The sequence below is a fragment of the Gemmatimonadaceae bacterium genome (assembly GCA_020846935.1).
GTDB lineage: Bacteria > Gemmatimonadota > Gemmatimonadetes > Gemmatimonadales > Gemmatimonadaceae > RBC101.
In genome coordinates this window covers 243,029-267,458 of the sequence record JADLCY010000010.1, presented here as the reverse complement: position 1 = coordinate 267,458, position 24,430 = coordinate 243,029, and the positions used below count along the sequence as shown (strand labels likewise).

General features: G+C 68.1%; 22 protein-coding genes. 2 read left to right on the top strand and 20 right to left on the bottom strand.

Annotation, left to right across the window (positions count from 1 at the left end; genetic code table 11):
* Positions 1-7: 7 nt before the first annotated feature.
* From IT361_12395 to ccmA, 15 genes are all read right to left on the bottom strand, one after another.
* Positions 8-1,864, bottom strand: a complete 1,857-nt coding sequence (locus IT361_12395; GenBank protein ID MCC6318478.1) for a PAS domain S-box protein — start codon at positions 1,862-1,864, stop codon at positions 8-10.
* 33 nt (positions 1,865-1,897) lie between these two features.
* A complete protein-coding gene (locus IT361_12390) occupies positions 1,898-2,560 on the bottom strand; it encodes a response regulator transcription factor (protein ID MCC6318477.1) in 663 nt (220 codons plus the stop codon).
* 10 nt (positions 2,561-2,570) lie between these two features.
* Positions 2,571-3,656 carry a hypothetical protein gene (locus IT361_12385; protein ID MCC6318476.1) on the bottom strand — a complete coding sequence of 362 codons (1,086 nt, stop codon included), beginning with the start codon at positions 3,654-3,656 and terminating at the stop codon, positions 2,571-2,573.
* A gap of 163 nt (positions 3,657-3,819) precedes the next feature.
* Positions 3,820-5,085, bottom strand: coding sequence for a universal stress protein (locus IT361_12380; protein MCC6318475.1), 1,266 nt, complete (start codon positions 5,083-5,085; stop codon positions 3,820-3,822).
* Between the two features lie 129 nt (positions 5,086-5,214).
* Positions 5,215-6,657, bottom strand: coding sequence for an amino acid permease (locus IT361_12375; protein MCC6318474.1), 1,443 nt, complete (start codon positions 6,655-6,657; stop codon positions 5,215-5,217).
* A 239-nt stretch (positions 6,658-6,896) separates the two neighbouring features.
* On the bottom strand, positions 6,897-7,601 hold the full coding sequence (locus tag IT361_12370) for a response regulator transcription factor (GenBank protein MCC6318473.1): 705 nt from the start codon (positions 7,599-7,601) through the stop codon (positions 6,897-6,899).
* Positions 7,598-9,262, bottom strand: a complete 1,665-nt coding sequence (locus IT361_12365) for a HAMP domain-containing histidine kinase (GenBank protein MCC6318472.1) — start codon at positions 9,260-9,262, stop codon at positions 7,598-7,600. Before IT361_12365 ends, IT361_12370 begins: the two co-directional genes overlap by 4 nt.
* 144 nt (positions 9,263-9,406) lie before the next feature.
* On the bottom strand, positions 9,407-9,832 hold the full coding sequence (locus tag IT361_12360) for a cytochrome c-type biogenesis protein CcmH (GenBank protein ID MCC6318471.1): 426 nt from the start codon (positions 9,830-9,832) through the stop codon (positions 9,407-9,409).
* Positions 9,832-10,398: a redoxin domain-containing protein gene (locus tag IT361_12355; GenBank protein ID MCC6318470.1), complete on the bottom strand. Its 567-nt coding sequence runs from the start codon at positions 10,396-10,398 to the stop codon at positions 9,832-9,834. The genes IT361_12360 and IT361_12355 overlap by 1 nt, the downstream gene beginning before the upstream one ends.
* 10 nt (positions 10,399-10,408) lie before the next feature.
* On the bottom strand, positions 10,409-12,436 hold the full coding sequence (locus tag IT361_12350) for a heme lyase CcmF/NrfE family subunit (protein MCC6318469.1): 2,028 nt from the start codon (positions 12,434-12,436) through the stop codon (positions 10,409-10,411).
* Positions 12,433-12,894, bottom strand: a complete 462-nt coding sequence (locus IT361_12345; protein ID MCC6318468.1) for a cytochrome c maturation protein CcmE — start codon at positions 12,892-12,894, stop codon at positions 12,433-12,435. Before IT361_12345 ends, IT361_12350 begins: the two co-directional genes overlap by 4 nt.
* Positions 12,891-13,037 carry a CcmD family protein gene (locus IT361_12340; GenBank protein ID MCC6318467.1) on the bottom strand — a complete coding sequence of 49 codons (147 nt, stop codon included), beginning with the start codon at positions 13,035-13,037 and terminating at the stop codon, positions 12,891-12,893. Before IT361_12340 ends, IT361_12345 begins: the two co-directional genes overlap by 4 nt.
* Positions 13,030-13,758: a cytochrome c biogenesis protein CcsA gene (ccsA, locus tag IT361_12335; GenBank protein ID MCC6318466.1), complete on the bottom strand. Its 729-nt coding sequence runs from the start codon at positions 13,756-13,758 to the stop codon at positions 13,030-13,032. Before ccsA ends, IT361_12340 begins: the two co-directional genes overlap by 8 nt.
* Positions 13,759-13,766: 8 nt before the next feature.
* Positions 13,767-14,453 (bottom strand): heme exporter protein CcmB, encoded by a 687-nt coding sequence (locus IT361_12330; protein ID MCC6318465.1) that lies wholly within the window; start codon positions 14,451-14,453, stop codon positions 13,767-13,769.
* Positions 14,450-15,181: a heme ABC exporter ATP-binding protein CcmA gene (gene ccmA / locus IT361_12325; GenBank protein MCC6318464.1), complete on the bottom strand. Its 732-nt coding sequence runs from the start codon at positions 15,179-15,181 to the stop codon at positions 14,450-14,452. The genes IT361_12330 and ccmA overlap by 4 nt, the downstream gene beginning before the upstream one ends.
* Before the next feature lie 84 nt (positions 15,182-15,265).
* On the opposite strand from ccmA, the gene IT361_12320 reads away from it, so the two are divergent.
* Positions 15,266-16,312: a magnesium transporter CorA family protein gene (locus IT361_12320; GenBank protein MCC6318463.1), complete on the top strand. Its 1,047-nt coding sequence runs from the start codon at positions 15,266-15,268 to the stop codon at positions 16,310-16,312.
* 7 nt (positions 16,313-16,319) lie between these two features.
* Here the strand turns inward: IT361_12320 and IT361_12315 are convergent, their stop codons facing one another.
* Positions 16,320-17,294: a VWA domain-containing protein gene (locus tag IT361_12315; protein ID MCC6318462.1), complete on the bottom strand. Its 975-nt coding sequence runs from the start codon at positions 17,292-17,294 to the stop codon at positions 16,320-16,322.
* 407 nt (positions 17,295-17,701) lie between these two features.
* On the opposite strand from IT361_12315, the gene IT361_12310 reads away from it, so the two are divergent.
* On the top strand, positions 17,702-19,351 hold the full coding sequence (locus IT361_12310; protein MCC6318461.1) for an EAL domain-containing protein: 1,650 nt from the start codon (positions 17,702-17,704) through the stop codon (positions 19,349-19,351).
* Between the two features lie 170 nt (positions 19,352-19,521).
* Here the strand turns inward: IT361_12310 and IT361_12305 are convergent, their stop codons facing one another.
* From IT361_12305 to IT361_12290, 4 genes are all read right to left on the bottom strand, one after another.
* A complete protein-coding gene (locus tag IT361_12305) occupies positions 19,522-20,556 on the bottom strand; it encodes an AI-2E family transporter (GenBank protein MCC6318460.1) in 1,035 nt (344 codons plus the stop codon).
* Between the two features lie 54 nt (positions 20,557-20,610).
* Positions 20,611-20,925 carry a winged helix-turn-helix transcriptional regulator gene (locus IT361_12300; GenBank protein MCC6318459.1) on the bottom strand — a complete coding sequence of 105 codons (315 nt, stop codon included), beginning with the start codon at positions 20,923-20,925 and terminating at the stop codon, positions 20,611-20,613.
* 74 nt (positions 20,926-20,999) lie between these two features.
* Positions 21,000-21,212, bottom strand: coding sequence for a DUF2892 domain-containing protein (locus IT361_12295; GenBank protein ID MCC6318458.1), 213 nt, complete (start codon positions 21,210-21,212; stop codon positions 21,000-21,002).
* 30 nt (positions 21,213-21,242) lie between these two features.
* Positions 21,243-24,428 (bottom strand): efflux RND transporter permease subunit, encoded by a 3,186-nt coding sequence (locus tag IT361_12290; GenBank protein ID MCC6318457.1) that lies wholly within the window; start codon positions 24,426-24,428, stop codon positions 21,243-21,245.
* Positions 24,429-24,430: the final 2 nt, after the last annotated feature.

Genomic DNA, 24,430 nt, shown 5'->3' with positions numbered 1-24,430 from the left:
GGGTTGATTAGCCGCGCGCGACTTCGGGCGTTGCCTCTGGCGCAGCGCCGGCCACCTCGGGCAGAACCCGCGGCGAGGCCGTGGGAAGGACGGGAAGGTGGAAGCTGATCGTGGTGCCCTGCCCCACGGCACTTGCCACGCTGATCGCGCCGCCGTGCGCCTCCACGATCCCGCGCGCGATGGCGAGGCCCAGACCCGTCCCCGCCGTGCGGCCGGATCGGCGGGCGTGCCAGAACCGATCAAAGATGTGCGGCAGCGCCTCGGCCGGAATACCGATGCCGGTATCGGAGACCTCGACGTGCAGCCCGGCGGGCGCCTCGCGCACCTCGATCGTGATGCGGCCCTCGCGATCCGTGAACTTGACCGCGTTGGCGAGCAGGTTGGCGATCACCTGTTCGATGCGAATCGCGTCGATGTGTGCCGGCAGCGCGCCGTTGGAGCGGAACTCCAGGCTGATGCCGCGCTCCGCGGCCGGCTCCGCGACCATGGCGAGCGCGCGACGCGCCACGTCAACGAGGTCGGCATCGTCCCGATCGATACGCAGGTGTCCGGACTCGATGGTGGAGACATCGAGCAGGTCCTGGATCAGGCGATTCATGAAGGCCACGCCGTCCTGGATGCCGCGCGCCAGTTCACGGCGCCCCGCGGCGTCGTCCGGCGGCTGATCGGCGAGGACGCGGGCACACATCGCGATCCCGCTCAGCGGGTTGCGCAGGTCGTGGGAGACGACCTGCAGGATCTCGTCGCGCGCACGCGACGCGCGACGCGCTTCGTCGTAGAGCATCGCGTTGTCGATCGCGACGGCGACGCGGTCCGCGAACGCGTGCGCGACCGCGACATCGTCGTCGGCCGCACGACGCGCCGGATCGGTGGTCACGAGCGTGAGCACGCCGAACACTCGACCGCGGGCACGCAGCGGGAACGACTGCGACGTGATCGCGCCGAGCGCCGTCACCGCGGGCTCGGTGCTCCCGCGGAGATCCTGAATCGCGTGCTGCCCGGTCGCGAGGACCCGCGCCACCGGGAATGGGTGTTCGGGTGCGGACTCGAGGCGACCCTCCATGCGCCGGAGCACACGGGTGCGGTCCGGGTCGTCGTGCACCGAACATCGGCGCCGCCACTCGCCGCTCGGCTCGACGAGGTCGAGGATCGCGCAATCTCCCAACAACGGGATGCCTGCGTGAACGGCTACGACCAGCGTGGGTTCCACCTCGAGCGACGACGTGAGATCCACGCCCGCGCGCGCCAGGAAGCGCTGGCGCTCGTCCGCCCGCACGCGCTGCGTGATGTCGCGCATGACAACCGTGTAGAGCCTGGATCCGTCGACATCGAGCCGGGAGATCGACGCTTCGGCGGGGAACTCCGAGCCGTCGCGACGCCGCCCGAAGATGGCGCGGCGCTCCCCCATGCGGCGGGCCACCTCGGGCCCGCGACCGAACGCCTCGACGTGCTGCACGTGTGCGGTGCGATACCGCTCCGGGAGAAGAAGCGCGAGCGGCTGCCCGATCATCTCCGAAGCCTGGTATCCGAACAGCGACTCCGCGCCGTTATTGAAAAGCGTGATCCGCTGATCGGCGTCGATCGAGATAATCGCGTCGGACGCGATCGTGAGGATCCCCTCGAACGTGCGCCGTGCCGACTGCAGTTCGTGTTCGACGGTGACCTGTCGGTGCCGGGAGCGCAGCGCCACGATCGCGGCGCCCATCGTGCCCAGCGCCGCGAGGCCGGAGAGCACCACCGCATCCCGCGGCAGCCCGCCAGCGTCGTCCCGGATCAGCGCGACGACCAGCGCCACGATGGCGAGCACACACGCCGACACCGAGAGGACGAACCCGTTCCGCCACGCCTGTGACGGTTCCGACATGACGACTCCCGTGCAAGGTGGTCCCGCCAGGGGTCACGTCTGGACGAGCAACCCCAATCTCAGCGCAAACTGCACGTACTGCGCCCGGTGGGACAAGCCAAGCTTCTCGTTGATACGCTGTTTGTACGTGTCGACGGTCTTCGGACTGATGAACAGTCGCTCGCCGATCTCCGGCGCGGAATATCCCTGTGCCGTGAGTCGCAGCACGTCGCGCTCGCGCTCGGTCAGGCGTGCAAAACGCTCCTTGTCGACCGTATGCGGATCCTTTTGGGTGAGTCCGCGGGCGAGCACGCGCGCAGCGGCGTGCCGCACGTAGACGTCGCCCTTGGCGACCGCGCGCACCGCGTCGACGAGCTCGCGATCCGCCGCGCTCTTCACCAGGTACCCGGCGGCTCCCGCCTCGAGGAGCGGCACGAGGTAGTCCTCCTCCGGGTGCATCGTCAGGATCAGGACGCGGGCCTCCGTGCCCTTCGCCGCGATCGCCTTGGTAGCCGTCGCGCCGTCCATGCCGGCCATCGACAGGTCCATCACGACGACGTGCGGTTGAAAGCGATCGACGAGCGTGATGGCCTCCTGGCCGTCGCGCGCCTCGCCGACGACGTCGATATCCCGCGCGGTGCCCAGCACGGCCTTGAGGCCGGCGCGCACCACGGCGTGATCGTCCGCCAGTACCACACGAATCAGGTCGGTTGACATCTGTCCCTCGTCAGGCAGGAGTGGATGCCGCGCCCGCCAGGTACGGCTGGGCAACGGTGGAGCGTGGACGACGCGGCAGCACGAGCCGCGTGCGCGCGCGCCCTGCGTCCCAGGTCTGCTGCAATGAGCCCCCCGCCAGTTCGATGCGCTGGCGGATCGACTCGATGGCTTCGGCGTCGGTGGGAACCCGGTGGTCGAATCGGCCGTTGTCCTCGATCGCCAGGTGGAGTGCGCCATCCGCGAAGCCGAGCGACACGGCGACCGCGGTCGCGTCGCGCACCATGACGGCCTCGCGCAGCGCCGACTGCGCGACGCGGTACACCAACGCCCCCGCCCCATCGCGAACATCGGCCATGTCTGCGTCAGCATCCAGCGACACCCGCGACGTGCCCATATCGCCGTACTCCTTGACCAATTGGTGCAGCGCGGCCCCGAGCCCCTCGTCTTCGAGCAGGCGCGGATGCGCCGCCTGTGAGACCGCGCGAATCTCGTCGAGGACGTCGGACGCAATGCGTCGAACGCGTTCGAGTCGCTCGCGCGCCGCGGCATCGCGCGTGGTGGCGGATGCCGCGCGCAGTTCGAGCAACGCCGCCGTAATCGACTGCGCCGTCGAGTCGTACAGATCGCGCGCCAGCTGGCTGCGCTCGCGATCGCCCTGCGTCACGACACGCTGCGCAAGCTGGTGCAACCGATCGCGATCGCGCAGCACTTCGTCGAACATCGCGTTGAGCGTACGAGCCACGCGCCGCATGTCGCCATCGGCAAGCGGCATCTCAGGTACGCGCGCACCCGCGTCACCGCTGCGGAACCGCTCGAGTGTTCGCTCGATCTGGCGGAGCGGGCCGAGCGCGAGCACGCCAAGACCGATACTCACGACGAGACTGGTGAAGAGTGCCGAGCCGACCACCGCGAGCCCTCGCGACCCATCAATGCCACGCGTACTCGTCACCACGAGACCGGCGATCGCCGCGATCACGATCACCGCGTTCGTGCCGGCAAGCTTGAGTACCAGTGGCGCCGCGAGCATCCGCCGCATCACGCCCGAAACGGGAGCTGCGGCCGACCCGGTTTCTCGTGGTTCGGAGAGTGCTGTCATGGTCGCGGTGCGTGGGCCGAAACGGGCCGACCCTTTGTGCTCCAAAGGATGGCGCCGGTCAGGACCAGGCAGTGTCGGGAGCCCACCCGTTTCCCGTCAGGAATAACCCTACGCCCCGCGCCCTGGGCCGCACCCTCCAGCGGCTGTGCCGAACCCGGCCTGCTCAGCGCAGCAATGTCAGGATCGTCTGGCCGTCACCATGCGCCACACGCAACACCAGGTCGTGGCCGGCAGAGTCCTTCATGATGTCCACCGAGCGTACGTCGCCGATTCCGCGCGTGAGATGGCGCGTGGACGACGGCTCGCCGAGCATGATCTCGATCCGGCGGTCGTGGTGGTCCCACGCCGCCCCCTGGAACGGATAGCCGCGGTGTTGCGCCTGTGCGCCAATCTCCGGGTCGTCGACTTCGAGGATCGCCGGACGTCCCGCGTTGTGTCGCGTGAATTCGTCCAGTCGGCGCGTCCACTCGGCATCGGGTACGGCCGAAAAGGCGCCGACTTCGCCGGCGCTCCCGGGAACGGCAAACACCGCACACTGCGCCCCGCGCACCAGCGCCGTGGCCGTGCTGCCCACCAGGAGACGGTCCACCAATCCGTGGCCCCGGCTCCCGGTCACGATCGCGTCCACGTGGGTCGACTTCGCGAAATCGAGCAGCGCGCGCGAGGCCGAGCCCGTAAGGGTGACGGTCTCGAGCGTGACGCCGGCGGGCACGGAGAGTTCGGCGCGGAATCGCGCAAAGGCGGCATCGACACCGGATCCGTATTCGGTGATCCAGGCGGCATAGATCGCGGGCTGCAGGTCGACGCGCGGGGCAACGTGGGCGAGGTAGACGATCTGGATCCCAGGGAGGTGGTCGAGCGCGGCCTGCGCCGCGCCGAGGCTCGCCTGGCTGAAGTCCGTGGCGATGAGCAGTCGCGCGGGCGAATGCGCGTAGCCCTGCGGCACCATGAAAACCGGCGTACGGGCCCGGCGCAGCACGTGGAGTGCGGTTTCTCCGCCAAACAATCGATCGAGCAGGTCGTGGCGCCCGATCCCGATCACCACGAGCCGCGCGTCCAGCTCATCGGTAGCGCGGGCAATGAACGTTGCCGGGTCACCCGCGCGCATCTCGACGCGGGTCGGTGGGCTCTCCCCCACCAGCTCGCGGATCTGGTCCTGGACCCGTTGCTGCATCGAGGCACGTCGCGCGGTCTCCGTCTCGTCAGGCGGCAGGAGGATGCCAAACTCTGTCGCGACGATTGGCGCGGGCGGTACCACCGCGAGTGCGACCAGCGACGCGTGCTCGAGCCGCGCCAGTTCGGCCGCGGCCCGCACCGCCGCATCGGCCCCGGTGGAGCCGTCCGTCGCCACGACGATGGGGCCAAGGCGGGTGGACCGTGCGCCAGGGACGGTCGGGGCTGCTGCAGACGTTGCGGGGACCGGGGTCATGGGAACCTCCTCGTCGTGGGCCAATGGGCCGCACCTCGCGACCCGCATCGAGTCTGGTTCCGGATGATACCCCGCAACATGGGCAACTCCCCGACCTGGGGGTGCGGGTTTGGGCGGCAGCGTTCCCGTCTACGCGCCCACGCGCTTCCGCAGCGTGGAATGCCGGCGACCGTACGTCCAGTAGACGACCACCCCAATGAACAGCCAGATGAAGAGCCGCTCCCAGGTGGCCCATGGCAGGCCGATCATCTGCGCGAGACAGGTGAGGGCACCGAGGATCGGCGTCCACGGCATCCACGGCGTGCGGAAGGGTCGTGGAGCGTCGGGGTTGGTCTTGCGCAGCACGATGATGCCGATGCACGCGAGCACGAACGCGAGCAGCGTTCCCATGCTCACGAGCTGGCTCAGCAGGTGCAACGGGAGCAGGCCGGCGGCGATCGAGATGATGACGCCGACCAGCATCGTGGACACGTGCGGTGTGCGGAAACGCGGATGGACCCTCGCAAACAGCGGGGGCAGCAGTCCGTCGCGGCTCATCGAGAAGAAGATGCGTGTCTGACCGATCAACTGGACCATCATCGTGCTGAAGAGGCCGAACAGGGCGGACACCTTGATGAACGGGCTGAGCCAGGTGAGCCCCGTCGCATCGATGCCGACGGCGAGCGGGTCGGCCACGTTGAGCTTGGAGTAGTGCACGATGCCGGTGAGCACGATCGCCACGGCGACGTAGAGGACGGTGCAGATCGCGAGCGACGACAGGATGGCGACGGGCATGTCCCGCTGCGGCTGTTTGGCCTCCTGGGCCGCGGTACTCACGGCATCGAACCCGATGAACGCAAAGAAGATGACGCCGGCACCACGCAGCACCCCGCTCCAGCCGAACTCGCCGAACACGCCGGTGTTGGGCGGCACGAAGGGTGTGAGGTTCGCTTTTTGCACGTAGGCGACACCGGCGGCGACGAACACGACGAGGACCAGCGACTTCACAACCACGAGCACGGCGTTCGCGTTCGCGCTCTCCTTGATCCCGACCACCAGCAGCGCCGAGACGGCGAGCACGATCAGCGCCGCGGGCAGATTGAACACGCCGCCGGCCACGCTGCCACTGGCCATGGTCACCGTCACGCCCGGCGCCGCGGTGAGCGCTGCCGGCAGCTCGATCCCCACGTCGCGCAGGAGCGACACGGCGTAGCCCGACCAGCCCACGGCGATGGTGGACGCCGAGAGCGCGTATTCGAGGATGAGATCCCAGCCGATGATCCAGGCGATCAGCTCACCGACGGTGGCATACGCGTAGGTGTAGGCGCTCCCGGCGACCGGGATCATCGCCGCCAACTCGGCGTAGCAGAGCCCCGCGAACCCGCAGGCCACCGCGGCCACGAGCATCGAGAGGACCAGCGCAGGCCCGGCGTTCTGCGAGGCCGCCGTGCCGGTGAGCACGAAGATCCCGGTGCCGATGATCGACCCGATCCCTAACGCGGTGAGGTTGAACGGGCCCAGCGACCGCTTGAGGACGCCGCGCTCGGCTTCGGCCGTGAGTTCGGCGACGGGTTTGCGCAGGAAGAGCGACATGCAGGTGGGGCGGTGGCGCGGCGGCATGCCGCACGCCCTGAGCATGCGCCCTCAGCGCGCTGACAGGGGTCAGGCCCGTGTCAGGCCCCTCGGACGACGCACCGCCCACGGAGGACGCCGCCATTCACGTGAGAATCCATGGCGCACCGGAGCGAGCAGGCCCACGAGGACCGCGTCGCGGGCCGCGCAACCATCGTGAGATTCCATGGCGCACCGGACCTCCCATCGTCCGCCCGTGGTCACCCCCCGACCCGTTCGCCCCAGCGGTATCCCCCCTTGAGCACCGTCACGATGTAGCGCGGGTTCGTGGGGTCGTCCTCCAGCTTGCGCCGCAGCTCCGCGACGTGGGTATCCACCGTGCGGCTCACGACGGAGTCATCATAGCCCCACACGTCCCGCAGCAGATCGACGCGCGGGACCAGCTCACCGTGGCGCCTCACGAGGGCAACGAGCAGGTCGAACTCCCGCGGACGCAGCGGCACCTCGCGGCCCCGGCGCAGCACGCGGCGGCCGCCAATGTCGATCGCGAGATCCCCGCTCTGCACATGTTGGGGGAGCACGCTGCCAGGAACCTCGCGCGGCCTCACTCGCCGCAGCAGGGCCTCGACGCGTGCGATCAGCTCGAGCAGACCGAACGGCTTGGCCACGTAGTCGTCGGCGCCAAAGCGGAACCCGCGCACCTTGTCCGCTTCTTCGCCAAGCGCGCTCAGGATCAACACCGGCGTCTCCTGCCCGGCCTCGCGCAGCGCACGCAGCACCCGGTAGCCGTCTCCGTCGGGCAGCATGAGGTCGAGGATGATCAGGTCGTGGCCGCCGGCGCGCGCGCGATGGAGCCCGTCGGTCGCCGTCGCCGCCACGTCCACTTCGTGGCCTTCGAACTCGAGGTTGCTGCGCAGGCCGCGCGCCAGGGACTCGTTGTCCTCCACAATCAGAATGCGACTCATCGCGCCACCAGCGCCTGCTCCGCGCGTTCGCGTCGCGGCGGCGGCGCCGTATCGAGTTCCACCAGAAACGTCGCCCCGCCCCCCTCACTCTCCTCGATCCAGGCGCGCCCCCGCATCGTGCTCACCAGGTCGTGTACCACCGCGAGGCCGAGCCCCGTACCACCCTGCCCCTGTGCGTGGGGAAGCCGCACGTACGGGAGCCACACGCGGTCTCGCTCCTCGGGGGGAACGCCGCGCCCCCCGTCGATGACCTGGATCCGCATGCGGCCATCGCGCGCGCGCACCACGACTCGGATGGGACGCTCGCGCCCCCCGTACTTGATGGCGTTGTCGAGCAGGTTGAGCACCACCTGACGCAGCATGGCACGCTCACCGGTGACGCGACTCCGATCATCCACCTCGACCTCGATTCGCACGCCTGACGCTTCAGCCAGCGGTTGCAGCATGGCCGCGGCTTCGTGCACCACGGGCGCGAGGTTCACACCGGCCAGCGTCGGCGCGGGAACGGCGCGTCGTTGTCGTCCGAAGGCAAGCACGTTTTCCACCATGTGCATCAGGCGACCCGCTTCGCGCACGATTGTTTCCGCGGCCTCACGGCGATCGGCAGGCGTCGGCGCCCGGTCCAGCAGCAATGTCTCGCCGTAGAGCATGATCTGGGTGAGGGGCGTGCGCAGCTCGTGCGACACGCTCGACGTGAAGTCGGCGCGCATCTGCGCCAGGTCGTGTTCGCGACGGAGCTGCACGAGCGCCACGGCCCCCAGCACGGCGGTCAGCGCGAGCAGCCCGATGAGCAGCGGCACGCGACTGCGCGACGGCGACCCTACCGACACGTTGCCGATCGCCGAGTTGCGGAGGGCCAACGTGGCGGCGAAGCCGGCCTCATCGAGCGCGACGGTCGCGACGTAGGGAGACGACGCGCCCTCGTCCGCCCCGAACCGCGACAGGTCGGTTGCGCTGTCGCGCACCACGAGGGTGAGCACGGTGCGGTTCTCACGGGCGGCGACGATGGACGCCGGAAGCAGCGGCGCATCGACGTAGATACGACTCGGAACCTCGGTGCCGAGCGCCGACGGACACACCGTGAAGGCATACAGTGCGATCGGCGCCCCCAAACGCACAAAGCGGACTCCGATGACCAGAAAGCGCTGCGCGGCGCCATGGCCGACCCGTGTCAGCAGGTACGGCTCCTCGGGAGGCGGCAATCGTTGCGCCGCGCGCCGCGCCGCGGCGGCCAGCGCGTCGCGGTCTGCGCCGGCGAGCGCGGCGGGCTGCACCTCCACCGCCCCTGATCGGAGATCGACGCGCACGAGCCGACGGTCCGTATCACTGACGCCGGCGCGGCACGGCAGGACGCCGGCCGCCGACTGCCCGAGCACGGCGAGCGAGACCAGCGGATCGAACGGTGAGACCGCGAGCCCGGTGGTGGCCGCGCCTAACGCCTGCCGCGCCTCACCCAGCCAACGTTCGCGGAAGCGATCGCGAAACTCGGTGGCCGCCATGGTCGCGTACTCGCGGAGGGCGCGCTCTGCCGTGCGACGCTGAGACTGCGCCGCGTTGTGCGCCTCGTAGGCGAGGAGCGCCGCGAGCAGCACCACCATCGTCGCCACGGCGACGACGAGTGAGACACGCGATGGGGAGAGGGTACCCGGACGGGCAGGCATGGTCGTACGGAACGTTAGCGACCCACGTCCCCGCCCGGGGTGGCCGCGAGCACCGCGTGGCCCTGACGTAGTCCTGACGCGGCCCTGACACACGCGGCCCCGATCGGGGCGCGCGACACACGCGCCGCCCCGACGATTGTCGCGTCAGCGTCCCTGGCCGGCCGATGGCACGCCAGGATCCACGTGCCGACGAACGAATCGCACCACCACATAGCCGCCGGCGGTGAGCAGCAGCAGCGGCAGGGCATACACGAGGAGATTGAATCCCTGTGGCTCCGGTTCCAACAGCACCCACTCACCGTACTTCTCGATGAAATAGGCCCGTACCTGGTCAGGCGTCCGGCCCTGGGCGAGCTGCTCGCGGACCAGGTGCTTCATTTCCACGGCGAGATCCGCGGGCGAGTCCTGGATCGACAGGCCCTGACACACCGGGCACCGCAACCCAGAGGAGACCTCGCGCGCCACGCGGTCAAGCGTTGAATCGCGCGCGATGATTGGCGCGGGCGCCGGTACCGGCGCACGCGGCTGTTGGAGCGCGGCAACCAGGGCCAACACGGTCCACATCGACATCACGGTTCTCGCGGTGTCGCAAGGAGGGAATCGAGCTTCGCGGCCAGCAGCGCATCCGTGACGGGCCCGATGTGCTTGTACGCCACCCGCCCATCGCGTCCGATGAAGAACGTTTCTGGCACGCCGTAGAGCCCGTAGTCGATCGCCGTGCGCTTGCGGGAGTCCTCAAGCGAAGGGTACGGCTGCCCGCCCATCTCCACGATCCAACGTTTGCCGTTGTCCGGCGTGTCGTCGTAGAGGACGCCGAGGAACTTCACGCCCTGTTTCTCGTAGTCGACCGCGGCGTCAGAGAGCGCGCGGTGCTCGGCGCGGCAGGGGAGGCACCAGGACGCCCAGAAGTTGAGAACCACCACCTGCCCCTGGAATTGCGAGAGGCGTACCGTGTCACCTTCGGCACGCGCCTGGCTGGCCTCACCCTTCGCGAAGATCGGCAGGGCGAAGTCCGGCGCCTGACGCCCCGGGAGCTGCGAGGGAACGGCCTTGGGATCGCGCGTCGTACCGTACGCGAGCAGCGCAATGATCGGCAGAGCGATCGCGCCGGCGATCGACGCCCGTCGCCAGTTCATGTCTCGATCCTCAGGTGGCGGCCACGGGGGCCGACGGCGTGCCGCTCGCCTCGCGCTCCGCTCGCTCCGTCGCCGTCGACTCAACGGGCGCCCGACGCGGCGCGGGCACCATGGCAATCAGCGCACCGAGACAGATGATCATCCCGCCCGCCCAGATCCACGGGACCAGCGGCTCCACGATGACGCGCAGCGTGGCGTTGCTGCCGTCCTGCTTGAACGACATGAGGTTCACGTACACGTCTCCCCAGGCGCGGCTGCGCACCGCCGGCGTGGGAATCGGCTGCTGCGAGGTGGGATAGAAGTTCATCCGCGGATCCATCCGCCCGACCTCGCGGCCCGCCTTGAGCACGGCGACCGTCGCGCCGATCACCGCGCGCTGTGGCTCCTGGCGGCCCCACACTTCTTCGAGGCGGATGTCGAGACCCTGCACGCGCATCGACTGCCCCTTGGCGAGCGTCGCCTCGTGTTCGCTCTTGAAGGTTGCCGACGCGGTGATGGCGACCGCGACCGCCACGACGCCGAGGTGCGCCACATAGCCCCCGTAGCGTCGACGATTGGTGTTGACGAGGCGAGAAAGCGCCGTGGTCGCGGCCTCGCCACGCTGACGCATGCGCGCGCGGGCGCCCGCCACGAACTCGCCAACGTTCGCCACCGCCGCGAAGCCCGAAAAGGCGAACGCGAGCACCGCGTACGGATTGCGGGCCCCGGCCAGGAGCCCGAGCACGGCCGCGACCAGCGCACCCCCAACCGGCGGCAACATCTTTGCGCGCAGTGTCTCCCGGTCCGCCGCTTTCCACGGAAGCGCAGGACCGACTCCCATGAGGAACAGGAGCGCCATGCAGATCGGGAGCGTCATGCGATTGTAGAACGGTTCGCCCACGCTCACCTTCACTCCGCGCGCGGCCTCGGCCACGATCGGGAAGAGCGTGCCGACGAGCACCGTGAAGCAAAACGCCGTGAACAGCAGGTTCTGCATCAGAAACACGGTCCCGCGAGAGGCGACCCCCTCCAATCGCCCGTCGCCGGAGAGGCGCTCGGAATTTCCGGCCACGAGGACGAAGCTGAGCAGGAGCACGATCGCGATCGCCGCGAGGAAGTAGAAGCCGATCGGTCCTTCGCCAAAGGCGTGCACCGACGACAGCACCCCCGATCGCGTGAGGAACGTACCAAGGATCGTGAGCGCAAACGTGGCGACGATCAGGTTGAGGTTCCACAAGCGCAGCAGCCCGCGCCGCTCCTGGACCATCACCGAATGCAGGAAGGCCGTGGCCGTGAGCCACGGCATGAACGACGCATTCTCCACCGGATCCCACGCCCAGTACCCGCCCCAGCCCAGGACCTCATACGACCACCACATGCCGGCGATGATCGCGGCGGTGAGGAACGCCCACGCACCCATCGTCCAGCGGCGCGAAAGACGGATCCACGCGTCCCCGTTCACCTCGCCCGAGGCCATCGCCCCGATGGCGAACGCAAACGGAACGGTCATCCCGACGTAGCCCAGGTAGAGCAGCGGCGGGTGCACACCCATCAGGATGTGGTTCTGCAGCAGGGGATTTGGTCCAGGGCCGTCGGTCGGGACCGGAGAGACGAGCCCAAAGGGATTGGCCGGACCAACGAGGAGGAACTGGAAGAAGATGCCGGTGCCCAGCATCGTCGCGCTGGTGTACGGAATCAGGGCACCGGGCCGCTCGCGGTTCCAGAACACCACGAGCGCCGTGAGCAATGAGAGCACCCACGCCCAGAACAGGATCGAGCCCTCGAGCGCTCCCCAGAGTGAAATCACCGTATAGAACAGCGGCGTGGCCCGGCTCCCCACCTGCGCGACGTAGCTGACGCTGAAGTCGTGCGCCGCGAGCGCATAGATCATGGCGAACGTCGCCGCCGTGACCATGCCGAACTGGATGAACGTCGCGGTGTAACCGGCCGCGAGCCACGTGGGCCGTTCGCGCCGGGCCCCGAGGATGGTGAGCACCAGCGCGGCCACGGACGCGCCTAACGCCACCAGCAGCGCGCTGGCCCCGAGGACGCGCGTCACGAGGTCGACCCGCCCTTGATCAGCGACCGGTACATCTCCTGCGGCTTCTCACCCGGTTTGGGCGCCCGGTACTCCTCCGAGTGCTTGATCATCAGGTTCTTCGACTCGAAGACGCCGTCCCGGCGAAAGCGCCCCTCGACGACGACGCCCATGCCGTCGCGGAACATCTGCGGCGGAGCACCCTTGGAATGGACCAGCACTTCGCTCGTCCCCTCACGCACGCGAAACCGGAGATCGAGCGCGTCGGCATCCCACTTGACCGACCCCGGCGCAACCTGGCCGCCCAGCCGCACCGCGCGATCATACGCCGCGTCGCCCTTGGCCAGCAGTTCCTGCGGCGTGTAGAAGTAGACGACGTCGCCCTCGATGTTGCCGAGCATCAGCCAGCCAAAGGCTCCGACCACGATGACGGTCGCGATCACCAACGTGGCGGTCCGGCGTCCGGTCGCGTTGCTCATGCGTGGCCCCCATGCGTGTTGCGCACACGATCGAAGCGGCGCACCGCCCCGGCGCGGACGTGCCGCAGAAAGAGTCCATACGCGAGGATCGCGATCCAGGTGATGGCGAACGCCGCGATGATGTACGGGCGATTGTCAGGCACGGATCCCTCCGTCGAGGAGCGCGGCGTGGTCCTCGAGGTCGTCGGCGGCAAGCTGGAGCTGCGCCGAGTGGTAACGATGCGCAATGAACCCCAGCACCACGAGCATCATCGCGAGCGCGTTCAGGCGCAACGGCAGGGTATATGAAGCATCGAGCGTCATCTCGGTGGACTGTACCTGGTGCAGCGTGCGCCACCAGCGCACGGACATGTACACGATCGGCACGTTCAGCGCGCCAAGAATACCGACCACCGCGCTCCATTGGGCACGGCGCTCCGGATCGTCGACGAATCGCCGAAGGATGAGGTAGGCGAGGAACATGAAGAACAACACGGCCGTCGAGGTGGTGCGCGGCTCCCATGTCCACCAGATCCCCCAGGCTGGCCGGCCCCACAACATCCCCAGCACGAGCGTCAACCCCGTGAGCAGCGAGCCAACCTCGGCGGCCGAGGCGGCCAGCAAGTCGTCGGTGCGTTGTCCCTTCCAGAGGTAGCGCAGGCTCGCGATCGCGACCACGAAGAACGCAATGAACGCGTTCCACGCGGCCGGCACGTGCACGTACATGATCTTCTGCAGGTGCGCCATGTCCCGATCGGGAGGGCTCGTCAGCACCCCATGCGCTTGCGCCGCGACCAGCCCGATCAGGCCCGCCACCGCCACCCACCCCCAGGCAAACCTTGGTGAGCGGTCTGTGGCTGCCGTCGACACATCGAACGTAGACACCGTCATCCTCACACCTCGATTGCGTATTCGAATCCCGCCAGCGACGCCGCAATGAAGATGGCGTCGTACGCGATCAGCAGCCGGACCCACGCTCCGGCCTCCCGCATCAGGTCACCCGAAAGCAGAGCGGTGGAGGCCTGCACCGAGGCGAGCAGGGCGGGAATCATCATCGGGAACAGCAGCAACGGAAGCAGGACCTCGCGCGAGCGACTCCGGCTCGACATGGCTGCATAAAAGGTACCCAGGGTCACGAACCCCACCGTGCCGAGCACCAGGACGGCCAGCTGGGCCCCCCAGCCACCGGACACGGTGACGTTGAAAAGCACCAGCGCCACGGGGATCACGATCAGCTCGACCAGAAAGACGAACGCCAGGTTCGCGAGCAGCTTGCCGGCAAAAATCGACCACCGGGAGCCGGGGTAGAGCAGCAACGGCTCGAGCGCGCCGCCGTCCAGCTCCAGCTGATAACACCGGTTGAACGCCAGAACGCCGCTGAAGAGGATCGCGAGCCAGATGGCCCCCACCGCGGCCTCGCGCATGGCCTCCGTGTCGGGGCCGAGGGCAAACCCGAACAGCATCAGGACGAGGACACCAAGGAACGTCACCGCGTTCACCGTGGCCCGCGAGCGCCGCTCCGCGGTCAGGTCCTTGAGCGCCACGGCCCAGGTGCGCCTCCAGTCGTCGCGAATGCTCATCCGAGGGCTCCGGACGCGAGGGCGATGCCCGACGATTCAGCAGCCCTCGGCGGGTCGACCGCGAGCCGGCCCTGGTGCATCGTGACCACTCGGTCGAGCAGTCCCATGGCGCTCTGCCGGTCGTGCAGCACGATCACCGCCGCCCCGCCCTGCGTCGCCACGACGTCACGCACCACGTCGTTCACGAGCGCAACCCCTGCCCGGTCAAACGAGTTGTAGGGTTCGTCGAGGAGCAGCACACGCGGCGATTGCAGCAGGAGCCGGCCCAGGGCGAGCCGCCGTTGCATGCCTGACGAGAAGGTGCGCACACGTTCGTCGCGCTCGCCGAGCAGGCCCACGCGTTCGAGGATGGCGTCGATCCCCTGGTGGTCGCGACCCAGCATGTTGGCGGCGAACGCCAGGTTTTCGAAGGCCGTCAGGTCGTCGTAGAGACCGGGGTTGAACGACATCAGGGCGATGACCGACCGCACCCACTCAGGCTCCCTCCGGACATCCCGCCCGAACACGCGCACGTTGCCATGCGTGGCGCGGAGCGACGTGGCAATGATCCGCAGCAGCGTGCTCTTGCCGCTGCCGTTGTGTCCCTCGATGCCGAGCACCATGCCGGTGGGCACGTCGAGCGAAACGCCGCGTAGTGCCCACCGACGCCCGAACCGCCGCGTCACGCCGTCGACAGAAATGGCGCAGGACGCGGCGGCCTCACGAGCAGGAGAATCCGGCGTCGCCACGGACCCAATCTAACGGGGTGGGGCGGACCGTTGCCGCCGGCAGTACTATTCCGCTCGCCAAGAGACCCGCGCGGGAGCACCCCGGTGGCCAACGTCGTCACGACCGATCCCCCCGTTCCGCCCCACCCTTCGAGCACGACGGGTGGCGACGCCAGGCTGCCCCGGAGCTTCTACTTCGCCGACGGCCAGCTCCAGCGCGACCTCAGTATCCGCGACCTGGCCGCCGCCTACCGCAATCCCCACGGCACGCTGTGGGTGCACATCGACATCGGAAGCCGCCAGCAGGTGGCCCTGCTCGAAAAGGTGTTCGGGTTCCACCCGCTGCCCATCGAAGACGTGCTCAATCCGCTGAGCCGTCCAAAGGTGGACCCCTACGACACGTTCCTGTTCGTCACGTTGCGCGCGGTGCGCTTTCACGACGCGACGGACGACCCGTACGACCTCGAAACCACGAATCTCTACTTCTTCATCGGCGCGAACTTTCTGGTGACCGCCCAGGCGGGCCCGTCGCCGCCAGTGGATCAGGTGGCCGAACTGAGCCTGCGCACGGCGGATCTCGTCGCGCGCGGCCCCGCCCGACTCGCACACCAGATCATGGACGTCGCCGTCGACGCCTTCTTCCCGATCCTCGAGCGAGTCGACGAGTTCCTCGACTCGCTGGAGGAGCGCGTCTTTGCGTCGTTCGACGAGGACGCCCTGCGCGACATCTTTGCGGTCAAGCGCATGGTGCTCTCGCTCAGGCGATACCTCGCGCCACAGCGCGAAATCTTCAACGTGCTCTCGAATCGGCCGTCGACGCTGCTGACGCCGGACCTCCAGCTCTACTTCCGGGATATCTACGACCACATGCTGCGTATCAACGACTCGATGGACACCTATCGGGATCTGCTGAGCAGCACGATGGAGTCGTACCTCTCGCAGGTGTCGAACCGGCTCAACCTCGTGACGAAGGGCCTGAGCGTCATCGCGACGCTCAGCGTCCCGTTCGTGGTGGTCAGCGGCATGTGGGGCATGAACTTCACGCGCATTCCGCTCGCCGAGCATCCGTGGGGCTTCGAGTTGATGCTGGTGCTCCAGCTCGGGATCGGCATCGGCCTGATCGCGCTGCTGCGCTGGCGAAAATGGCTCTGAGGCTTCCTCAGGGCAGCGGGCCCCGCCAGGCCGCGAGGCCCAGTTCGAGGAGCAGCACCGCGAGCGCGATGCCAAGCGGCCAGCGGTAGAGTTCTACATACCGCGTGTAGACCCGCGTGCGCACCGGTGTGCGCTCCAGCTGGTCGATCTCGGTAGTGATCCGGTCGAGCGCCGCCGCATCCCGCGCGCGGAAGTAGCGCCCGCCGCTCTGCTCGGCGATCTCCGTCAGCAGCGCATCGTCGATCTCGACAGGTCTGTTCTCGTAGCGCAACCCGAACACGCCTCGGCCCACCGGCACGGGTGCCATCCCTTCGGTACCCACCCCGATCGCGTAGATCCTGATGCCGAACGCGGCGGCGGCCTGGGCGGCCGTGCGCGGGTCGATCGTGCCGCGATTGTTCACGCCGTCGGTGAGCAGGACCATCACGCGCGAGCGTCCCGGCGCGTTGCGCAAGCGGTTCGCGGCCGTGGCGATCGCGGTCCCGATCGCCGTCCCATCCTCCAGCTGCCCTGGCTGCAGGTTCTCCAGCGCGGCGAGCACCACGGGATAGTCGGTCGTGAGGGGCACCTGCGTGAGCGCCTCGCCGCTGAACGCGACCACGCCGATGCGATCCGACGTTCGCAGCTGAACGAACTGCTTGACCTTGTCGCGGGCCACCTCGAGGCGGTTCTGCGGCTGGAAGTCCTCGGCGAGCATCGAGCTCGAGATGTCGAAGGCAATGACGATGTTGATGCCCTCGCTGTTCGATTGCGCCGAACGGCCCGCCATGCGCGGACGCGCCAGCGCCACCACAAGGCCGGCGAGGGCCAACGTACGAAACGTCACCAGGGCACGGGCAATCCAGCGACCGGCTCTTGGCCCTTTGGCCAGCACGCTGGTGCGCGAAAACACGATGGCCGCTCGCCCACCGTGCCGACGCCGCCAGAGCCACAGCGGGACCAGCAGGAGCGCAAGGAGGATCCAGGGACTCTCAAACGACAGGCGGGAGAACGCGAGCAAGGCCGAGGTCGTGACAGGGTGGTCCAGACAGCAGGAACAATGAAGCCGGTGCGCGTCGAGGTCGCTTGGGCGGGTCCGCAACGCTCGGCACCGCAGGCGCCGCCACCTGCCGGTCGCGGCCGTTCAGCGAGCGGTCCCGGCCACCGTGTACCCCCGAGCCCGCCAGTCGCCTCACCGTGAGGGGTCTCACATCCGCATGGTGACCCCTTCCCCTTCACTGCCACACCCTGTCGCTTCTTCTCCCCACGTGCGGCCCTCGGTCGGAGCCATCGCCCCCTATCTGCCGATACGACAACGGGAAAGATGGCGCCACGACAACGTTTGCGCTGGAACGCGGCGTGCATTGCAATCGTCTGGTTTCCTGATGTTCCCCTGCCCCTCCTGAACGAATGACCGAAGAATCGCTTCTCGCCAAATTGTCCGACGCTGTTCTGCTCGTGGGACGAGACGGGGTCATCGCGAAGGCCAGCAAGGGGGTGGAGAAAGTACTTGGGCACGGCATGCCCGAGCTGCGTGGTCGGCGCGTGGCCAGCTTGCTGCACGAGGATTGTGTCGCTGAAGCGACTCAGGCTCTGCTGCGCGTCGCCGAGGGGGCCGAGCTGCACATCCCGCAGCGGTGGCAGGTCCGCGGCGCGGACGGGGCGTTCGTTCACGTGGAGTGCACCGCCACGCGACTCGCCGATGCGCCCCCCGAGCGGAGCGTGGTGCTCGCCATCCGCATTGCGCCGGCCGTTGACGACGCCGCGCCGGTCAACGGGCTTCGCGATCCGCTCACGGGGCTCGCCTCGCGCGCTCTCTTTCGCGACCGGGTGCAGCACGCCCTGGCCCGCGCGCATCGCCAGCAGCTTCCGCTCGCGGTGCTCATCCTCGAGTTCGACGACTTCCGCGCCGGAGCACACCGCGCACAGGTCGGACAGATCGAGCGCATCATCGCCGCCGCGGCCAATCGGCTGACGACGTGCCTGCGCTCCTCCGACTCCGCGGCGCGCTTCGAAGGCGCGCGATTCGGGATCCTGCTCGAGGACATGGCCGACGAGAGCAACTTCGTCCAGGTGGCCGAGCGCATCGGTCAGTCCTTCGCCGTGCCGCTCACCATCGACGGCCTCGGGTTCGTCGGCAACGCGAACCTTGGCATCGCGAGCGCCACGCCTGACGACAGCCCCGACGACCTGCTGCGCCATGCCGACGTGGCTCTGCGCGCCGCCAGGCGGCGTGGGCGCGGCGCCTGTGAGTTGTTCGACGCGCGTGTGCACGAACCCGCGCTGGCCCACACGCGCCTCGAAGACGACCTGCGACGGGCCATCGATGCCAGCGAGTTTTCGCTGGTCTATCAGCCCATCGTCATCCTGCGCAGCCGCCGCATCGCCGGCGTGGAGGCGCTCGTGCGCTGGAACCACCGCACGCGCGGGCTCGTGCCTGCGGCCGCGTTCATTCCGGTCGCCGAGGAGACGGGCCTGATCCTGCCCCTCGGCAAGTGGGTGCTGCGCGAGGCCTGTCGTCAGGCGCGCGTGTGGCAGGACTCGATCGGCCCCGATCGCTCGCTCACCGTGACGGTGAACATCACGCCAAAGCAGCTGCTGCACGCCAGCTTCGTCGACGACGTGGCCGAGGCGATCTCAGCGAGCGGCATCGAGCCGCATCGCCTGGTGCTCGAGATCTCCGAAGGTGGCCTCGCCCGCAACAAGGTCGAGGCGCTGCAGCGCCTGCGGCACGTGCGTACCCTCGGCGTCCGCATCGCGATCGACGACTACGGCTCGCGCGGCGCCTCGCTCGGCGATCCCTCTGACATTCCGGTCGACATCCTCAAGATCGACCGCAGCTACGTGAGCCAGGTGACCCGACGGCCCGAGGAGCACGCCGCCACGCGCGCCATCGTGGCGTTAGGCAAGCTCAAGCGCCTGCGCACCGTGGCCGAGGGCATCGAGCGCGAGGAGCAGCTCACCGAACTGCTCCGGTTCAAGTGCGAATACGGCCAGGGGGCCTTGTTCTCCGAGCCGGTCAGCGCCGCCGGGTTCCTGGAACTGCTGCGCCGGGACTGATCGCGCACGTGCCACGCGGCCCTTTCACGAGCCTGGTCACGGGATTGTGACAGGGAGGGAAGAGTGGCTCCGCTGCGCTCGCAGCGTCACGCCACGATCCGGCGCCGTGCCAGGTACGGTGGCTCGGGGCCGGTTCGCCGCCCGGAGTGGCGCTCAGGCGCGGCGTGGCCTCACTCCGGCAACGCACTGGCACTCGTGAGGCTCGGCGCGCCCACGATGTACTCCTCACGATACAGTCGTACGAACTCGAAGAAGTACTGGATCGCGAGCGGCCCGAGCAGCACACCAAGGAGCCCGAAGTACTTCACGCCGGCGAACGCGCCGATGAGCGTGACCATCGGATGGATGTTCGACACGCGACGATACACCAGCGGACGGATGACGTTGTCCACGTTGCTCGCGATCACCGCGCCGATCACGATGAGGATCGCCGCCGAGCCGTAGCGCTGTTGCAGGAGGAGCATCACGCTCGCCGGGAGCCACACGAGTGCCGATCCCAGGACCGGGAGGATCGACGCGAATCCGGTGACCACCGCCCAGAACATCGGGTTCGGGATGCCCGCCAGCAAAAAGCCGATGCCGACCAGCGTGCCCTGCACCGCCGACGTCAGTACCGTCCCCAGCACGGTGGCATGTGTTACGGAGTAGAAACGGTCCTTGAGTTCCCCGGCGGACGCCTCGGAAAATGGCAGTACGCTGCTGAACACGCGCCACGACGTATCGGCGGAAACGAGCATGTAGTAGAGCGCGAAGAACGAGATGACCAGGTTGAGCGTCGCTCGCGCGGCGCCCCCAACGACGTCGAACGCCTGCTGCGAGAGCCATGTGAAGAAGGTGCCGCTCGCCTTGGCCAGCTCTGCTCCGATGTCCACGCGACCGATGCGCGGCAGCCGCCCGAGGCGGCTGAACAGGTCGGAGCCCTGCGCGGACCGGATCATCTCGGGCGCCTGATCGGCGACGAGGGCAACGATCCACATCACCGGGACGGCGATGACGAGGACCGCGAAGATGAGCGTGAGAGACGCCGCGAGTTCCGGCCGGCCGGTCTTTGTGAGCAACCAGCGATGCACCGGCGCGCACAACACGTAGAGGACCGCCGCGCCAAGCAGGCCGACGGCGAACGACGAGATGGCAATCGCGATCGCGATGCCAAGCACCACGATGAGCAGGCCGGCGCGTTCGCGCTTGTGGTGGAGGATCTGCATCGATTCCGGTCGAGGTGACGGGAGAAATCTGCACCTGACGCGGCGGCGTGTCGCCTATCGTCGCAGAATCCTGGCGCGGCCGGCCACTTCGGCCTCGATCCGGCCGCACATGATGTCACAGAGTCGAAACACCGACGAATCCGCGAGTCCGTAGTAGCTGTACAGCCCCTCCTTGCGACGGCGCACGAACCCGGCCGAGTGCAGCAGCGCGAGATGCTTCGACACATTGGCCTGGGTCAGGCCCGTGCGATCCACGATCTCACCGACGCTTCGCTCGCTGTCTCGCAGCACGCTCAGAATGCTCAGGCGTGCCTGGTCCGCCAGCACCTTGAATCGACCGGCGACCAGCCCGAGCAACTCGGGAGACATCTCCTTCGGCACGTCAGGACACTCCGGGAGAAAGGCAGGCACCTCTGGTGCCGAATGATAGCCAGGGCTGGCGCCTACAGATCCACGCCCACGGGGCGGCAGCCAAAGGCACGCCGTGCCGCGAGCATCCGTTCCAGCGGGCAGAACCCCGTGAAACTCGATTGCAGCAGGTTGAAGCCGACAAAGGCTGTGAACGCCAGCCAGGCCGGGTGATGGAGACGGGACAACAGGAGCGAGATCAGCACGAACGATCCGGCGAACCGGAAGAGCACGATGCGAGGGCACATGGTGGACTGGGTCCAGGGTGAGGTTGCAGCTCAGTCGAGCGCCGGCGCTCCGCGAGCACGTTGGCGCGAGGCGAGCTCCCAATAGAGCAGTGGTACGACCACCATGGTGAGCAAGGTGGCAACGACGGCGCCCGAGATGAGCGCGACGGCCAGGCCCTGAAAGATCGGATCGAGCACCATGACGAGCCCCCCGATCACGACCGCGGCGGCCGTCAGCGCAATCGGCCGAAAGCGCACAGCGCCGGCGTCAATCACCGCCTCACGCAGTGTCCGGCCGCCGGCAACCGACTGCTCGATGAAATCGACGAGCAAAATCGAGTTGCGCACGATGATGCCGGCCAGCGCAATCATCCCGATCATGGACGTCGCCGTGAAGAAGGCGCCACTGAGCGCGTGACCTGGCAGGATGCCGATCAACGTCAGAGGAATGGGCGCCATGATGACGAGCGGCGTCGTAAAGGACTGGAACCATCCGACGACGAGCACATAGATGAGGATCAGCACGGCGCCGAACGCGATACCCAGATCGCGGAATACTTCGATGGTCACCTGCCACTCTCCATCCCACTTGACCGCGAGTTCGTCCACTTGCGCGGGCGCCGTCGCGTTGTAGCGGGACAGGCGGTGTCCGTCGATGCGCACGGAGTCGAGTCGGCGATTCATCTCGAGAATCGCATACACCGGCGACTCGATCGTCCCGGCAACATCGCCGGTCACATAGATGGATGGCCGCAGATCCTTGCGGATGCGAACCCCCTCGCGCCGCACCGCTTCCACATGAACGAATCGGGCAAGTGGCTGCGGTCCGGTCGTCGTGGCTACCGGGATCGCCAGCAGCCCCTCGATCGAAGACCGATCGGCCAGGGCAAGGCGCGGCACGATCGTCACCGGTTCGCGCGCCGTGAGTGACGGAGCAAGACCCGTCGGCTGCCCCGAGAGCGCCAGCACGAGCGTCTGTGACACCTGCTCTGCGTCGACACCGGCCTGCGCGGCGACCGCGCGATCGATGCGAAACGTGCGCAGGCCCTGGGCATCCTCGATCGTCCAGTCGACGTCGACCACGCCGGGCGTACGCTCGAACACCCTCTTCACCTCAGCGGCCGCTCGCACGCGCAGGGAGTCGTTGGGGCCGTACACTTCGGCGACGAGCGTGGAGAGCACCGGTGGCCCGGGGGGAATCTCCGTCACCTTGGCCGAAGCGCCGTAGCCACGCGCAATCGAGTCGATGACGGGCCGCACCGCGACGGCAATCTCGTGGCTCTGTCGACTGCGTTCATCCCTGGATGTCAGGTTCACCTGCACGTCCACGACGTTCGCCCCGCGACGGAGAAAGTAGTGGCGAACGAGCCCGTTGAAGTTGAACGGTGCTGCTGTCCCCGCGTACACCTCGGTACTGCGCACCTCGGGCACCGCCCGCAAGCGCGCGGCAATCGCCTCGCCGAGCGCCTGGCTCGATTCGAGCGACGTGCCCTCCGGAAGGTCAACGACCACCTGGAACTCGGACTTGTTGTCGAACGGGAGCATCTTGACCTGCACGGCACGCACGGCAACCAGCCCCATTGACGCGAACAAGAGGAGCGCGGTCGCACCGTAGAACGCGAGGCGCGTGCTGCGCCGCTCGATGAGGGGCGTCATGATGCCCGTGTAGAATCGACGGAAGCGCCCTCCGTTCTCCGCTTCTGATGCGTGCTCGGCGTCGTCTACGCGCTGCGTCACATGTCCGCGAAGCAGCCGCAACGCAAGATACGGCGTCACGATCAGGGCAACCGCGAGAGAGGCGATCATCGCCACCGACGCGCCGACGGGGATCGGTCGCATGTACGGCCCCATCAGGCCGGATACCATCGCCATCGGCAGAATCGCCGCAATGACGGTCAGCGTGGCGAGGATCGTTGGGTTGCCAACCTCGTCGACCGCCTCCACCGCTGCCTCCTCGGGCGGCCTGCGGGCCAGCTGCATGTGGCGATAGATGTTTTCCACCACCACGATCGCATCATCCACGAGAATGCCGATCGAAAAGATGAGCGCGAAGAGTGTGATGCGATTGAGCGTATACCCCAGCGCGTAGTACGCGAAGATCGTGAGCCCCAGCGTCACCGGTACGGCAATGAGGACAACGAGAGCCTCACGCCACCCGAGGAACAATCCCACCAGCAGCGTCACGGAGATTGTCGCGAGCATCAGGTGCAGGATGAGTTCTTCGGCTTTCTCCGCCGCCGTCTCGCCGTAGTCCCGCGTAACATCGAGCGACACGTCGGCCGGGAGAATGCGTTCACGCGCCGCCTCGATCCGCTCGCGCACGGCATGCGTGACGGTCGTCGCGTTCGCGCCCTTGCGCTTTGCGACGGTGATCGTGACCGCCTGTCGCGGCGCCCCATCACGGGTCGCGTGCGTGACGTAGTCGGTGACGTCGCCGAACTCTTCATGCACCGTCGCCACATCGCGCACGAGCACCGGGACACCCTGCCGCGCCGTCACGACGACGAGACCCACGTCACTCGCCGAAGAGAGCCCGTTGCCGGCCCACACGCGATACACTTCGTTGCCCGCTGCGAACTCCCCCGCCTGCACGCGCGCGCTGGCGCCGCGGAGTGCCATCGCCACTTCACCAGGCGACACGCCACGGGCCGCGAGCGCCGACGCATCGATGTCCACACGCATCTGGCGCGGCTGACCACCAATGACGGACGTCTCCGCGACGTCGATCACCGTCCGGATCTCGTCCTCGAGGTGGAGCGCGACCTGGCGCAGCGCGTTCGAGGAGTACGTGCCGGAAGAAAGCGTCAGGGCCATCACCGGCACGTCGTCGATCGAGTGCGCCTTCACCAGCGGAGGCGTCGCGCCAGGCGGCATCACGCCGACAGACGCCTGCAGCTTTGCATGCACGCGCGTCAGGCTGCGCTCCTGGTCCTCCCCCACCGCGAACCGCACCGTGACCAGCGCGTGGCCGTCGCTCGACTTCGTATAGACGTGCTCGACACCGGGAATCTCCCACATGCGTCGCTCGACGGGACGCGAGACCAGGTTCTCGATTTCCGTTGGGCCCGCGCCGGGCAGGGCGACGATCACATCGATCATCGGTACCGAGATCTGCGGCTCCTCCTCGCGCGGCGTCGCGAGGAGTCCCAGCAATCCCACGGCAAGCGAGGCCAGCGTGGCCAGCGGCGTCAGGCGCGATGTGAGGAACGCGCGAGCGATCCGTCCCGAGATTCCCATGG